The 14,653-nt window shown below is 64.7% G+C and carries 13 protein-coding genes; all 13 read left to right on the top strand.

Annotated elements, in window-relative coordinates:
- Positions 1-7: 7 nt before the first annotated feature.
- The 13 genes from F3H98_RS03845 (at position 8) to F3H98_RS03780 (ending at position 14,559) form a co-directional block, all read left to right on the top strand.
- Entirely contained in the window at positions 8-832 is an 825-nt protein-coding gene (locus F3H98_RS03845; protein WP_149758524.1) for a carbohydrate ABC transporter permease, read from the top strand.
- Between the two features lie 226 nt (positions 833-1,058).
- A complete protein-coding gene (locus F3H98_RS03840) occupies positions 1,059-2,057 on the top strand; it encodes an ABC transporter ATP-binding protein (protein WP_149758522.1) in 999 nt (332 codons plus the stop codon).
- Between the two features lie 2 nt (positions 2,058-2,059).
- A complete protein-coding gene (locus tag F3H98_RS03835) occupies positions 2,060-2,830 on the top strand; it encodes an L-iditol 2-dehydrogenase (protein ID WP_149759276.1) in 771 nt (256 codons plus the stop codon).
- A gap of 175 nt (positions 2,831-3,005) precedes the next feature.
- Complete coding sequence (locus F3H98_RS03830) at positions 3,006-4,484, top strand: mannitol dehydrogenase family protein (protein ID WP_149758520.1); 1,479 nt, start codon at positions 3,006-3,008, stop codon at positions 4,482-4,484.
- 35 nt (positions 4,485-4,519) lie between these two features.
- Positions 4,520-5,311, top strand: coding sequence for an SDR family NAD(P)-dependent oxidoreductase (locus F3H98_RS03825; protein ID WP_149759275.1), 792 nt, complete (start codon positions 4,520-4,522; stop codon positions 5,309-5,311).
- A gap of 153 nt (positions 5,312-5,464) precedes the next feature.
- On the top strand, positions 5,465-6,190 hold the full coding sequence (locus tag F3H98_RS03820; RefSeq protein ID WP_149758518.1) for an HAD family hydrolase: 726 nt from the start codon (positions 5,465-5,467) through the stop codon (positions 6,188-6,190).
- 113 nt (positions 6,191-6,303) lie between these two features.
- Entirely contained in the window at positions 6,304-7,887 is a 1,584-nt protein-coding gene (locus F3H98_RS03815) for an FGGY-family carbohydrate kinase (RefSeq protein WP_149758516.1), read from the top strand.
- A 76-nt stretch (positions 7,888-7,963) separates the two neighbouring features.
- Entirely contained in the window at positions 7,964-8,998 is a 1,035-nt protein-coding gene (locus tag F3H98_RS03810; RefSeq protein ID WP_149758514.1) for a BMP family protein, read from the top strand.
- A gap of 183 nt (positions 8,999-9,181) precedes the next feature.
- Entirely contained in the window at positions 9,182-10,720 is a 1,539-nt protein-coding gene (locus F3H98_RS03805) for an ABC transporter ATP-binding protein (RefSeq protein ID WP_149758512.1), read from the top strand.
- Between the two features lie 234 nt (positions 10,721-10,954).
- Entirely contained in the window at positions 10,955-12,004 is a 1,050-nt protein-coding gene (locus F3H98_RS03795; protein WP_149758508.1) for an ABC transporter permease, read from the top strand.
- A gap of 34 nt (positions 12,005-12,038) precedes the next feature.
- The gene (locus tag F3H98_RS03790) at positions 12,039-12,983 is read left to right on the top strand and encodes an ABC transporter permease (RefSeq protein ID WP_149758506.1); all 945 of its coding nucleotides are present in this window, start codon (positions 12,039-12,041) and stop codon (positions 12,981-12,983) included.
- Complete coding sequence (locus F3H98_RS03785; protein WP_149758504.1) at positions 12,980-14,260, top strand: amidohydrolase family protein; 1,281 nt, start codon at positions 12,980-12,982, stop codon at positions 14,258-14,260. Before F3H98_RS03790 ends, F3H98_RS03785 begins: the two co-directional genes overlap by 4 nt.
- A gap of 8 nt (positions 14,261-14,268) precedes the next feature.
- Positions 14,269-14,559, top strand: a complete 291-nt coding sequence (locus F3H98_RS03780) for a GIY-YIG nuclease family protein (protein ID WP_149758502.1) — start codon at positions 14,269-14,271, stop codon at positions 14,557-14,559.
- The last annotated feature ends 94 nt before the right edge of the window (positions 14,560-14,653 follow it).

The raw sequence follows: 14,653 nt of genomic DNA, 5'->3' as shown, positions 1-14,653 counted from the left end.
AGCAACCATGGCACGCGCAGTGACCACAAGGCACAAGACGATCGCCACGACCGCGGCCTGGATCGTCGCCCTTTTGATCTTCTTTCCGATCCTCTACACCATCATCACCTCGTTCAAATCGGAGCAGGAGGCGATCCAGGGCTTCAGCCTGATCCCCTCCGGCACAACCGAGAGCTATGCCGAGGTGCAGGCGCAGAGCGGCTACTTCCACTTCTTCCTGAACTCGGTGATCCTGTCGGTCGGCTCGACCATCCTGGCGCTGATCATCGCCATCCCGGCGGCCTGGTCGATGGCGTTCTCGCCGACCAAGCGCACCAAGGACATCCTGATGTGGATGCTCTCCACCAAGATGATGCCGGCGGTGGCGGTGCTGTTTCCGATCTACCTGATCTTCCGCGACTCCGGCCTCCTGGACAGCCGCATCGGCCTGATGATCATGCTGATGCTGATCAACCTGCCGATCGTGGTGTGGATGCTCTACACCTACTTCCGCGAGATCCCCGGCGAGATACTCGAGGCGGCGCGCATGGATGGCGCCTCGCTGTGGGGCGAGATCTGGCACGTGCTGACGCCGATCGCGGTGCCCGGCATCGCCTCGACCATGCTGCTCAACATCATCCTGGCCTGGAACGAGGCGTTCTGGACGATCCGGCTGACGACGACGGAGGCCGCACCTCTGACCGCCTTCATCAGCTCCTTCTCCAGTCCGCAAGGTCTGTTCTGGGCGAAGCTCTCGGCGGCATCGACGCTCGCCATCGCGCCGATCCTGATCATGGGCTGGTTCAGCCAGAAGCAGCTGGTGCGCGGGCTGACGTTCGGTGCGGTGAAATGAACAGAGTAGCATGCCGATGACTTAGTTCGACCCCCACTCCGGTTTGCTACGCAAACCACCTCTCCCCCGAACGCTGGGGGAGAGGAAGTGCCGGCCGCAAGCACCCTTCCTCCCCCCACGATGTGGGGGAGAGGTGGCGAGCCCGAAGGGCGAGACGGAGTGGGGGCTTTTCAAAAGCCGGTGAACACAGCGAGTCATCTGCAAAGATCGAATGCCGGAGGAAACCATGGGAAACATCACGCTCAGGAATGTGTCGAAGTCCTTCGGGGCGACGACCATCATTCCCAACATCGACCTTACCATCGAGGACGGCGAGTTCGTCGTGTTCGTCGGTCCGTCGGGCTGCGGCAAGTCCACGCTGCTGAGGCTGATCGCCGGCCTGGAAGACACCAGCAGCGGCACCATCAGCATCGATGGCCGCGACGTGACCGGCGAGGCGCCCGGCAAGCGCAAGCTTGCCATGGTGTTCCAGTCCTACGCGCTCTATCCGCACATGACGGTGGCCAAGAACATCGCCTTCCCGCTGAAGATGGCCGGCGAGGACAAGGCGGCGATCGACAGGAAGGTGGCCGACGCGGCGCGGGTTCTCAACCTCACCAACTACCTCGAACGCCGGCCGGGCCAGCTCTCCGGCGGCCAGCGCCAGCGCGTCGCCATCGGCCGCGCCATCGTGCGCCAGCCCTCGGCATTCCTGTTCGACGAGCCGCTGTCCAACCTGGACGCAGCACTGCGCGGCACCATGCGGCTGGAAATCAGCGAACTGCACCAGCAGCTCAAGACCACGATGATCTACGTCACCCACGACCAGGTCGAGGCGATGACCATGGCCGACAAGATCGTGGTGCTGAATGCCGGCAACATTGAGCAGGTCGGCTCTCCGATGGAACTCTACAAGACGCCGAACAGCCTGTTCGTCGCCGGCTTCATCGGTTCGCCCCGCATGAACCTGATCGACGGTGCGCCGGCGGCCAAGCATGGCGCCACCACCATCGGCATCCGCCCCGAGCATCTCAACATTTCGACCACCGCCGGCGAATGGAAGGCCAAGGTCGGGGTTGCCGAACATCTGGGCTCGGACACCTTCCTGCATGTCCAGGCCGACGGTGTCGGGCCGCTCACGGTGCGCGCCGACGGCGAGCTGGCGGTCGCTCACGGCGACACCATCCACCTTACCCCGGACCCGAAGAAACTGCATCGTTTCGGCGCCGACGGAAGGGCGATGTGAGGATGCGGCTTAAGGGCAAATCGGCTCTCATCACCGGTTCGGCGCGCGGCATCGGCCGCACCTTCGCCGAAACTTACGTGCGCGAGGGCGCGACCGTTGCGATTGCCGACATCAATCTCGACGCGGCGAAGACGACGGCCGCAGAGATCGGCCCCGCCGCCTACGCCGTACAGCTCGACGTCACCGACCTCGCTTCCATCGAGGCGGCGGTAAAGGCGGTGGAAGAAAAGCAGGGCGGGCTCGACATCCTGATCAACAATGCCGCCCTGTTCGACATGGCGCCCATCGTCGAGATACCGAAGGCGAGCTACGACAAGCTTTTCGCTGTCAACGTCGCCGGAACGCTGTTCATGATGCAGGCGGCGGCACGCTCGATGATCGCGCGGGGCAAGGGCGGCAGGATCATCAACATGGCTAGCCAGGCAGGAAGGCGTGGCGAGGCGCTGGTGGCCGTCTATTGCGCCACCAAGGCGGCGGTCATCAGCCTCACCCAGTCGGCGGGGCTCGACCTGATCAAGCATGGCATCAACGTCAATGCGATCGCGCCGGGCGTCGTCGAGGGCGAGCACTGGGAGCATGTGGATTCGCTGTTCGCCAAATACGAGAACCGCCCGAAAGGCGAGAAGAAAAAGCTGGTCGGCGAAAGCGTTCCCTTTGGCCGCATGGGCAAGGCGGAGGACCTGACCGGCATGGCGGTTTTCCTCGCCAGCGCCGAGAGCGAATACATCGTCGCCCAGACCTACAATGTCGATGGCGGCCAGTGGATGAGTTGAGGACGACAGCGCTCCTCTCCCCGTTCACGGGGAGAGGATGCCGGCAGGCAGGTGAGGGGCTGCGGTGACATCTAAGGCCGCCCCTCATCCGGCCCTTCGGGCCACCTTCTCCCCGTAAACGGGGCGAAGGGGAGCGGAGATGCCGCGCCTGCGTCAAAACAGAAAGCGCCAAGAAATGACCGTGAAACTCTCCCGCGCCAATCTCGACAAGCTGCCGGAAAAGGTCGGCCGCCCTTCCTACGACCGGGCCGCGCTCAAGCCCGGCATCGTGCATTTCGGGGTCGGCAATTTCCATCGCTCGCATCAGGCCGTCTATCTCGACGATTTGTTCAACGCCGGCCTTGGCCATGACTGGGCGATCGTCGGCGCCGGCGTGTTCGACGGCGAGAAGGTCGGGCGCGAGAGGCTGGAAGAGCAGGATTGGCTGACCACCGTCGTGGAGCAGGATTCAGGCCGCATGGCCGCCCGCGTCACTTCGGTCATGACCGATTTCCTGATGCCAGGCGACGGCGAGGCGATCGTCGAGCAGCTCGCCGACCCGGCGATCCGCATCGTGTCGCTCACCATCACAGAAGGCGGCTATTTCATCGACCCCGCGTCGGGAAAGTTCAACCCGACGCATCCGGCGATCGTCGCCGATGCGCAGGACATCGGCGATCCCAAGACCGTGTTTGGACTGATCCTTGCCGGCCTGCTGCGCCGCCGCGACGACGGCATCGGGCCGTTCACGGTCATGTCGTGCGACAACATTCCCCATAACGGCCACGTCACGTCTGACGGCGTCGTCGGCCTTGCCCGACTGATCGACGAGGACATCGCCGACTGGGTGGAGGAACATGTCGCGTTCCCAAACGGCATGGTCGACCGCATCACGCCTGCCACCACCGACCGCGAACGCGCCATGCTGGCTAAGGATTTCGGCGTCGAGGACAACTGGCCCGTATTCTGCGAGCCGTTCAAGCAATGGGTGCTGGAGGACCGCTTCACCGACGGTCGGCCGCCGCTGGAGAAGGTCGGCGTGCAGTTCGTCAGGGATGTCGCGCCGTTCGAGCTGATGAAGATCCGCATCCTCAATGGCGGCCACGCGACCATCGCCTATCCCGCAGGCCTGATGGACATTCATTTCGTCCACGAAGCCATGCAGGAACCGCTGGTGCGCGGCTTCCTGGAGAAGCTGGAGCGCGAGGAAATCATCCCGACGGTTCCCCCGGTGCCCGGAACCGATCTCGGCGACTATTTCAAGCTAATCGACCAGCGCTTCTCCAATCCCAAGATCGGCGATACCGTGCGCCGGCTCTGCCTGGACGGTTCGAACCGGCAGCCGAAATTCATCATCCCGACGATCGCCGACAGGCTGAGCGCCGGAAAGGGCATCGACGGGCTTGCGCTTGAGTCGGCGCTGTGGTGCCGCTACTGCTTCGGCACGACGGATTCCGGCGCGGTCATCGAGCCAAACGACCCGAACTGGGACCGGCTGCAGGCAACGGCGAAAGCGGCAAAGGGTGACGCCGCGGCGTGGCTTGCGATGGAAGACATCTATGGCGACGTCGGCAAGTCCAGGGTTTTTGCCGAAGCCTTCGTCAAGGCGCTTGCCGCCCTGTGGTCGGGCGGTACGCGCAACACACTGTCGCGCTATATCGGGGCGACGGCCTAGAGCGGCAGGCGCTGAAATCGGAATGGGTGATGCCGATGGATCTTGGATTGACCGGCAAGGTGGCTGCGATCACCGGCGGCGGCTCGGGCATCGGGCTCGGCGTCGCCGAGGGTTTTGCCAGGGAGGGCGCGCATCTCGTGCTCGCCGGGCGCCGCGGCGATATCCTCGCCACTGAGGCCGAACGGCTGTCGCGCGAATACGGCATCAAGGCAGTGGCTGCGGCCTGCGATGTCACCACCGCCGAAGGATGCGCCGCGCTCGCTGAAGCCGTGCGAAGAGACTTCGGCGGCGCCGATATCCTGGTCAATAATGCCGGCACCGGTTCCAACGAAACCATCATGGAAGCGTCCGACGAGAAGTGGAACGACTTCTGGAACCTGCATGTCATGGCGGCGGTGCGGCTGGCGCGCGGCTTCGTGCCGATGATGCGCGAGCGCGGCGGCGGCTCGATCCTGCACAACGCCTCGATCTGCGCGGTCCAGCCGCTCTGGTACGAGCCGATCTACAACGTCACCAAGGCGGCGCTGATGATGTTTTCCAAGAACCTCGCCAACGAGGTGATCAAGGACAACATCCGCGTCAACACCATAAATCCCGGGCTGGTGCTCACCGGCGACTGGATCAAGACGGCCAAGCAGCTGACCGCCGACAGCGGCGGCGACTGGGAAGCCTATCTCAGAGGCATCGCGGAGGAGAACACGCCGATCAAGCGGTTCGCCAGTGTCGAGGAGCTTGCCAACTTCTTCGTCTTCCTCTCATCGGACCGCGCCAGCTATGCGGTCGGCTCGACCTATTATGTCGATGGCGGCTGGCTGCGGACGGTCTAGGATGTGTTGGTCTTCAGGTGAGGCCGGCCTGCAAATGGCGGCTTTCTCCGCTTCCGGTGCACACGTACCCCAATGTACGCTGCGCTCCGGTTCTCGAAATCCACCACTTTCGGCTCGGCCTGACCTGAACCTCAACACACCCCAGGCAAACCCGTGACCCCCGATCTGCTGATCTTCGATTGCGACGGCGTGCTGGTCGACAGCGAGCCGATCTCCATCGCGATCCTGGTCGGCATCATCAGGCAAGCCGGCGTCTCGATGAGCGAGGAGACGGCCTATGAGCGCTTCCTCGGCAAGAGCATGGCGACCGTCATCGATATCCTGCGCGCCGACTACGGCATGATCGTCACCGACGATCATCTGCGCCGGGCACGCGCCGAGATGCAGCTGCGCTTCCGCCGCGACCTGAAACCGATGCCGGGGATTGCCGAAATGCTCAAGGGTTCGACCGTGCCGCGTTGCGTCGCCTCGTCCAGCCAGCCGGAGCGGATAAGGCTTTCGCTGGAGGTCACCGGCCTGCTGGAACTCTTCGAGCCGCATATCTATAGTGCGACCATGGTGGAGAGAGGCAAGCCGTTTCCGGACCTGTTCCTGCATGCCGCTGATGGCATGGGGGCCGAGCCCGGCCGCTGCGTGGTCATCGAGGACAGCCCGGCCGGCATCATCGCCGCCAAGGACGCCGGCATGCGCGTCTTTGCCTTCACCGGCGGCTCGCATGCGGGCGAGGGCGCGCTTCGGTCGGCCATCGACGCGCTCGAGCCGGACCTGATCTTCGGCGACATGCGGCAATTGCCTGACCTGGTGGTCCGATTCCGACATTTGCATCCCGTTGGGGCAAGTGGCCCGAGCAAAGGTCGGAATCGAAAGACCACCAGCTAACGATTTGAAACCAGTGGAGCTTTGAATTTGACATTTGATATCGAGTTTTCCTTCCGGCAGAAATCAAATGTCAAATTCGCTCCACGGGTGGCGCGGGCGGAGGCGAAGGCCTCTTGACGCCGGATTTGGTCTGCGCCGTCGATGTCGGGACCGGCAGCGCGCGCGCGGGCATCCTCGACCGTCATGGCCGCATGCTCGGCCGCGCCGAGCACCCGATAAAAATCCATCAGACGACGCCCGGGCACTCCGAGCACGATTCGGAGGAAATCTGGGCGGCGGTGGCGGCTGCGGTGCGGGCGGCGCGCGACAAGGCCGGCGCAGCACCCGAGGCCATCGCCGGCATCGGTTTCGACGCCACCTGTTCGCTGGTGGTGCGCGACCGCCGGGGCGGCCAGCTCAGCGTGTCGATGGCGGGCGATCCCAGCCACGACACTATCGTCTGGCTCGACCATCGGGCGCTCGCCGAAGCCGATGAATGCACCGCCACCCGCCACCGGGTGCTCGATTATCTCGGCGGCGTCATGTCGCCGGAAATGGAGACGCCCAAGCTGATGTGGCTGAAACGGCATCTGCCGGACAGTTGGGACAAGGCCGGCCACTTTTTCGATCTCGCCGACTTCCTGACCTGGAAGGCGACCGGTTCGCTTTCGCGCTCGCAATGCACGCTGACGGCGAAGTGGACCTACCTCGCGCATGAAAAGGGCTGGCAGCCGGATTTCTTCGAAGCGGTCGGCATTGCCGACATGCTGGAACGCGGCAGCCTGCCGTATAAGGCCGACCCGGTCGGTTCGGACCTCGGCGCCCTGACACCCGAGGCTGCCGAGCTACTCGGGCTGACGGTCGCCTGCCGCGTCGGCACCGGCCTCATCGACGCCTATGCCGGGGCACTCGGCGTGCTTGGCGGCTTCGCCGGCGATCTCGCCAGCCTCGACCGCCATCTGGCGCTGATCGCCGGCACATCGAGCTGCGTCATGGCGCTGTCAGACACGCTGCGGCCTTTCCCCGGCGGCTGGGGACCCTATTACGGTCCGGCGCTTCCCGATTGCTGGCTGATCGAAGGCGGCCAATCGGCGACCGGCGCGCTGCTCGACCATATCATCCGCTGGCATGGCGCCGGCGGTGAGCCGAATGCCGCCATGCACCGCAGGATCGCGGCCCGCGTGATGGAGCTTCGCCAGGCCGAAGGCCTCGATCTCGCCGGGCGCCTGCACGTGCTGCCGGATTTCCACGGCAACCGCTCGCCGCTCGCCGACCCGCATGCCGTCGGCGTCATCAGCGGGCTCACGCTCGATGCCTCCTTCGACAGCCTCTGCCGGCTCTACTGGCGCACGGCGGTCGGCATAGCGCTTGGCGTGCGCCACATTCTGGAGACGCTCAACGCCAACGGTTATGTCATCGACACGCTGCATGTCACCGGCGGCCATACCAAGAACCCGCTGCTGATGGAGCTTTACGCCGACGCCACCGGCTGTACCGTGGTCGAGCCCGTCCTCGACGAGGCGGTGCTGCTTGGCACCGCGATGGTCGCCGCCACCGCCGCCGGCCTCTATGCAAACCTTCCCGCCGCCTGCGTGGCCATGCAGCAGCAGGGCAAGGTGCGCACGCCTAACGCCGCGGCGCGCCCACGCTTCGACCGCGACTACCGCGTCTTCCTGGAGATGCACCAGCAGCGCCAGGCGCTGGAGGCCATCGATTGACCCGGCCGCAAAATACTCTAGCGTTGACCAAACGATAAAAAACGTCGGGTTAATCAACCAGCCAGAGGGTCGTCATATGTCCAGATCTCCAGCCATTTCCAGTCTGCCCGCATTATCGCGCCGCGCCGTACTCAAGACCGCCGGCGCCGGCGTTGCCCTTGCGGCGGCGGGTTTCCCGTCGCGGCTTCTTGCTGCCGACCCGATCAAGGTCGCGGCGATCTATACCGTTCCTGTCGAGCAGCAGTGGGTGAGCCGCATCCACAAGGCGGCAAATGCCGCCAAGGAGCGCGGCGACATCGAGTATGTCTATTCGGAAAACACCTCCAACAACGACTACGAGCGCGTCATGCGCGAGTATTGCGAGGCCGGCCACAAGCTGATCGTCGGCGAAGTGTTCGGCGTCGAGGAGGCCGCCCGCACCGTCGCCAAGGATTATCCCGAGGTCGCCTTCCTGATGGGATCGAGCTTCAAGCCGGATGCCGCGGTGGCGAACTTCTCGGTGTTCGACAACTACATCCAGGATGCTTCCTACCTGTCCGGCATCATCGCCGGCGCCATGACCAAGTCGAAGAACATCGGCATGGTCGGCGGCTATCCCATTCCCGAGGTGAACCGGCTGATGAACGCCTTCATGGCCGGCGTGAAGGAGAGCGCCCCGGACACGAAGTTCCAGGTCGCCTTCATCGGCTCGTGGTTCGATCCGCCCAAGGCCAAGGAGACCGCCTTCGCCCAGATCGACGGCGGCGCCGACCTTCTCTATGCCGAGCGTTTCGGCGTTTCCGACGCTGCCAAGGAGCGCAAGGTGCTGGCGGTCGGCAATGTCATCGACACGCAGAAGGATTACCCCGAAACCGTCGTCGCCTCGGCGCTGTGGCATTTCGAGCCGACGCTCGACAACGCCATCGGCGCGGTGAAAGCCGGTTCCTTCAAGGCCGACGACTACGGCGTGTTTTCCTTCATGAAGGCAGGCGGCTGCTCGCTGGCGCCGCTCGGCACCTTCGAGGGCAAGGTGCCGGCCGAGGTCATGGCCAAGGTCGCCGAGAAGGAAAAGGCCATCAAGGACGGTTCGTTCATGGTGGAGATCAACGACGCCGAGCCGAAATCGAGCTAGCTCTTCTTACCTCTCCCCTTGTGGGAGAGGTCGGATTGCCCGTCGCCGCAAAGCGGCGAGGGTGGCAATCCGGGTGAGGGGCACTCCAGTAGGACACCCCTCATCCGACCTCGCTTCGCTCGGCCACCTTCTCCCACAAGGGGAGAAGGTGTCTCGTCATCGCCCCGCCCGGATTGCGGACGAATGTCTTACACCTCCCCAACAGCCGAACCTCCCGTCCTTCGCCTGTCCGGCATCACCAAGCGTTTCGGGGCGCTGACCGCCAACGACGCCATCTCCTTCGAGCTGAACAAGGGCGAGGTGGTCGCGCTGCTCGGTGAGAACGGTGCCGGCAAGACGACGCTGATGAACATCCTGTTCGGCCATTATGTCGCCGACGAAGGATCGATCGAGGCGTTCGGCCAGACGTTGCCGCCCGGCGACCCGAAGGCGGCACTCGCCGCCGGCATCGGCATGGTGCACCAGCACTTCACGCTGGCCGACAACATGACTGTGCTGGAAAACATCGCGCTCGGCACCGAGAGCCTGTGGCGGCCGCGGCTCGACCGCGCCTCGGCGCGCACCCGCATCGCAAAACTCGCCGCCGATTTCGGCCTCGCCGTGAACCCTGACGCGCGGGTCGGGGCGCTCTCGGTCGGCGAGCGGCAGCGTGTCGAAATCCTGAAGGCGCTTTACCGCGACGCCCGCGTGCTGATCCTCGACGAACCGACGGCGGTGCTGACGCCTGCCGAGACGGAGGCGCTGTTCCGCACCCTCAAGATGCTGGTCGCCAACGGCCTTTCCATCATCTTCATCTCGCACAAGCTCGGCGAGGTGATGGCGGTGAGCGACCGGGTGCTGGTGCTGCGTTCGGGCCGGCTCGCCGGTGAGCGCGCGACCGCCAGAACCACGCGCCAGGAGCTCGCTGCCTTGATGGTCGGCCAGGAGGTGAAGCAGCCGGCTGTCGCCCCGGTGACGCGCGGCGAAGCGCTGTTCGTGATGAACGATGTCTCGACGTCCGCGCGTGGCGCGGGGGCTGCTCTCGACCAAGTTTCGCTGACGCTTTTTGCCGGCGAGATCGTCGGCCTCGCCGGCGTATCGGGCAACGGCCAGGCCGCCCTCGCCGGGCTGATTGCCGGCGCTGAAAGGCCGGTTTCGGGCGAGATGCTGATCGCGGGCAGGGCGGTCGCCAACTGGTCGACGCGGGCAGCCCTCGATCACGGTATCGCTCGCATCCCGGAGGATCGCCACGCGGTCGGCACCATCGGCGACATGAGCGTGACGGAGAACGTCATTTCCGAGCGCTACCGCTCTGCGCGCTTCAGCCGCCACGGCTTCCTCGACTGGAAGGCGGCGCGAAATTTCGCCGAAGGGCTGATCCGCGACTACGACGTCAAATGCCCGTCGCCGGAAGCCCGGATCCGGCTTCTGTCGGGCGGCAACATGCAGAAGCTGATCCTTGGCCGGGCGCTCGACCCCGACCCGGCGATCGTGCTTGCCAACCAGCCGGCGCGCGGGCTCGATGTCGGCGCCGTCGCCTATGTGCACGGCAAGCTCTTGGAAGCGCGGGCGCGAGGTGCCGCGGTGCTGCTGATCTCCGAGGATCTCGACGAGATAATGGCGCTGTCGGATCGCATTCTGGTCATTTCCAAAGGCCGGCTCTCGGCGCCGTCGGCGAGGGGAGAGCGAACCATTGGGGAGATCGGCGAATTGATGGCGGGACATTTGGAGAGAGCGGCGTGAGCAACGAGTGCACCTTTGCTGGGGCTGCGCTTTATGTTGCCCCCCTCTGTCCTGCCGGACATCTCCCCCACAAGGGGGGAGATCGGCCGGCCGCTTTGACTTCACCAATCTCAAGCGGAGAAGAATTGGCGAATTCGATGAAGCGCATGATCTCCCCCCTTGTGGGGGAGATGTCCGGCAGGACAGAGGGGGGCGCTGTCCCGCCAACATCTCAAATCGCTGGAAGGCAACATCATGCGGCTTGAGCCGAAACCCGCGCCGTCGCTTGCCGCAACGCTGGCCTATCCCGTGGCGGCAATCGCCGCTACGCTGGTCGTCGCATCGCTGCTGGTGCTAGCCGCAGGCGCGTCGCCCTTCTCGGTGTTCTATCTCGTCGCAAAAGGTGCGGCCGGCTCGCAATTCGCGCTGCTGGAAACGCTGACGCGCGCCACGCCGCTGATCTTCACCGGCCTTGCCGTTGCGGTCGCCTTCCGCGCCAGGCTGTGGAACATCGGCGCCGAGGCGCAGCTCTATATCGGCGCGGTGGTGACCGTGGTGCTTGGCACAGGGGCGCTGCCGCTGCCTTCCGGCCTGCTCATCCCAATAATCATCGTCGCCGCGATGGCGGCGGGCGCGCTGCTGCTCGCCGGGCCGGCGGTTCTGAAGACGCGGTTCGGCGTGGACGAAGTGGTCACCACGCTGCTCCTCAACTTCATCGTGCTCTTGTTCGTGTCGATGCTGCTCGAAGGCCCGCTGAAGGACCCGATGGGGCTCGGCTGGCCGCAATCATCGAAAGTCATCGCCGAGGCGCAACTGCCGCGCATCATCCAGGGCAAGCGTCTGCATTACGGCTTCGTGCTAGCGCTGGTCGCGGCGTTCGCAATGTGGGTGGTGATGAAGAAAACGGTGCTGGGCTATGAGATGCGCGCCGTCGGCCACAATCCCGAGGCTGCACGCTTCGCCGGCATCCCGGTCAACCGCGTGTTGATGAAGACCGCGCTTCTCTCTGGCGGGCTGGCAGCGCTTGCCGGCTTCTCGGAAGTCGCCGGCCTGAAAGGCAACCTCACCCTCGATCTGTCGCCGGGCTTCGGTTATTCCGGCATCGTGGTGGCGATGCTCGCCATGCTCAACCCGCTCGGCGTCGTCGCCTCGGCGATCTTCGTCGCCGGCATCTTTGTCGGCGCCGACGCCATGAGCCGTGCGGCCGGCGTGCCGAGCTACATCGCCGATGTCATGGTCGCAACCGCACTGTTGTCGATGGTCACGGCGATCCTGTTTTCAAGGTACAGAGTGAGGTGGAGGTGATGGTGTCGCTCCATTCCACATGGAGGGCCAAATAATGGAACAAGCCCTCGAAATCCTCTTCACCGCGTCGTTCTGGGTCGCCGCGATCCGCATCGCCTCGCCGCTGATCTTCGCCACCATGGGCGAGCTGATCTGCGAGCGCGCCGGCGTGCTCAATCTCGGCATCGAAGGCATCATGACGGTGGGTGCCTTCGCCGGCTGGTTCACCGTCTATTCCGGCGGCGACCTGTGGACGGGCGTCGCGATCGCTGCCCTTGCCGGCGCGATGTTCGGCCTGCTGCACGCCACGCTGACGGTGCCGCTCGGCCTGTCGCAGCATGTGGTCGGCATCGGCATCACGCTTCTCGCCACCAGCCTCACCTATTTCACCTATCGCCTGGCGCTGCCAGAAGTCACTTCGCCGCCCAAGATCGAGCCGTTCCAGCCGCTGCCAATCCCCGGCCTGTCGCAAATCCCGGTCGTCGGCGAGGCGCTGTTTGCGCAGACACCGCTCACCTATCTCGCCTTCGCCACCGTCGCCGTCGTTGCCTGGGTGCTCTATCGCACGCCGCTGGGGCTTGCCATGCGCGCCGCCGGCGAGAACCCGTCCGCCGTCGAGGCGCAAGGCATCAGCGTCACCGGCATCCGCATGGGCGCGGTGATGGCCGGCAGCGCGCTGATGGCGGTAGGCGGCGCCTTCCTCACCATGTCGGCCTTCAACTCGTTCTTCTTCGAGATGATCAACGGCCGCGGCTGGATCTGCATCGCGCTGGTCGTGTTCGGCTCCTGGCGGCCCGGCAAGGCGCTGCTCGGCGCCATCCTGTTTGCCGCCTTCGACGCCTACCAGATACGCCTGCAGCAGCTTTCCGGCGGCGTCGTGCCCTATCAGGTGTTCCTGATGATGCCTTATGTCCTGTCCATCCTGGCGCTGGTCCTGGTGGCGCGCCGCGCCACCTATCCGAAGGCGCTGATGATACCCTACCAGAAAGGCGAGAGATGAGTTTTGACCTGATCGTCAAGGGCGGCCGGTTTCCCGACGGACGCGTCGCCGATATCGGCATCAAGGGCGAGCAGATCGCGGCAATCGAGGCATCGCTGCCGGCCGGGCCGGCCAGGGTTGTCGACGCCACCGGCAATCTCGTCTCGCCACCCTTCGTCGACCCGCATTTCCACATGGACGCGACGCTGTCCTACGGCATCCCGCGCATCAACGCTTCGGGCACGCTGCTGGAAGGCATTGCGCTGTGGGGCGAGTTGAAGCCGCTGCTCACCCACGAGGCGGTGAAGGAACGGGCGCTCAGATATTGCGACTGGGCGGTATCGATGGGGCTGCTCGCCATCCGCACCCATGTCGATGTCTGCGACGACCGGCTGCTGGCGGTGGAAGCGCTGCTTGAAGTGAAGAAGGAAATCGCCGGGTATATCGACCTGCAACTGGTCGCCTTCCCCCAGGACGGCCTCTACCGTTCGCCGAGCGCGCGCGAAAACACCCTCAGAGCGCTCGATATGGGCGTCGATATCGTCGGCGGCATTCCGCATTTCGAGCGCACCATGGCCGATGGCACGCGCTCGGTGACCGAGCTTTGCGAGATCGCCGAAAAGCGCGGACTGATGGTCGACATGCATTGCGACGAGACCGACGATCCCTTGTCGCGCCACATCGAGCAACTGGCCTACGAGACCCAGCGGCTCGGCCTGCAGGGCAGGGTGGCCGGCTCGCACCTCACCTCCATGCACTCGATGGACAATTATTACGTCTCCAAGCTGCTGCCGCTGATCGCCGAGGCCGAGGTTTCCGCGATCCCCAACCCGCTGATCAACATCATGCTGCAGGGCCGCCACGATACGTTCCCGAAGCGCCGCGGCATGACCCGGGTCAAGGAAATGCAGGCAATGGGCATCCGCGTCGGCTTCGGCCAGGATTGCGTGCTCGACCCATGGTATTCGCTGGGCACCGCCGACATGCTGGACGTCGCCTTCATGGGCCTGCATGTGGCGCAGATGTCGAGCCCCGCCGATATGGCGAGGTGTTTCGACATGGTCACATCAGTCAACGCCGCGATCATGGGGCTCGACCATCTCGGGCTTGAAGTCGGCAAGCGCGCCAGCCTCGTCGTGCTCGACGCCGGCAGCGCGATCGAGGCAGTGCGGCTGAGGCCCGAGCGGCTCTGCGTCGTCGCGCGCGGCAAGGTGGTGGCCGAGCGGGAGCGCCGGGAGACGAAATTGTCGCTTGCCGGACGGCCCGCATCGGTGAACCGGAGACATGAGGCGGGGTAGGATTTGCCATGTCTCGGCGGGGATACGTGTATCTTCTGGCGTCGCAGAAGAACGGCACACTCTATGTCGGGGTGACTTCCGACCTCGCCGGCCGGCTGCACCAGCATCGAACGGGCACGGGTTCGAAATTTGCAGCGCGATATGGCGTGATGCGCCTCGTATGGTTCGACGAATATGAGCTGATCACCGATGCGATCGCCCGTGAAAAGGCGATCAAGAAGTGGCCGCGGCAATGGAAGATCAAACTCATCGAAGAGCACAATCCGGATTGGCGCGACATTACCTGGCATCTGGTTTGATGTGTCGCGTCGGCACGTCCTGCCAGCTCTGATTGTTGGCCCGGTCACGGCATGGATTCCCGACACTCTCCGCTCGTTCCTCGCTCACGAGGTC

The organism is Neomesorhizobium albiziae, from assembly GCF_900114255.1.
Lineage (GTDB): Bacteria > Pseudomonadota > Alphaproteobacteria > Rhizobiales > Rhizobiaceae > Neomesorhizobium > Neomesorhizobium albiziae.
This window is presented reverse-complemented; position numbering and strand designations above follow the sequence as displayed.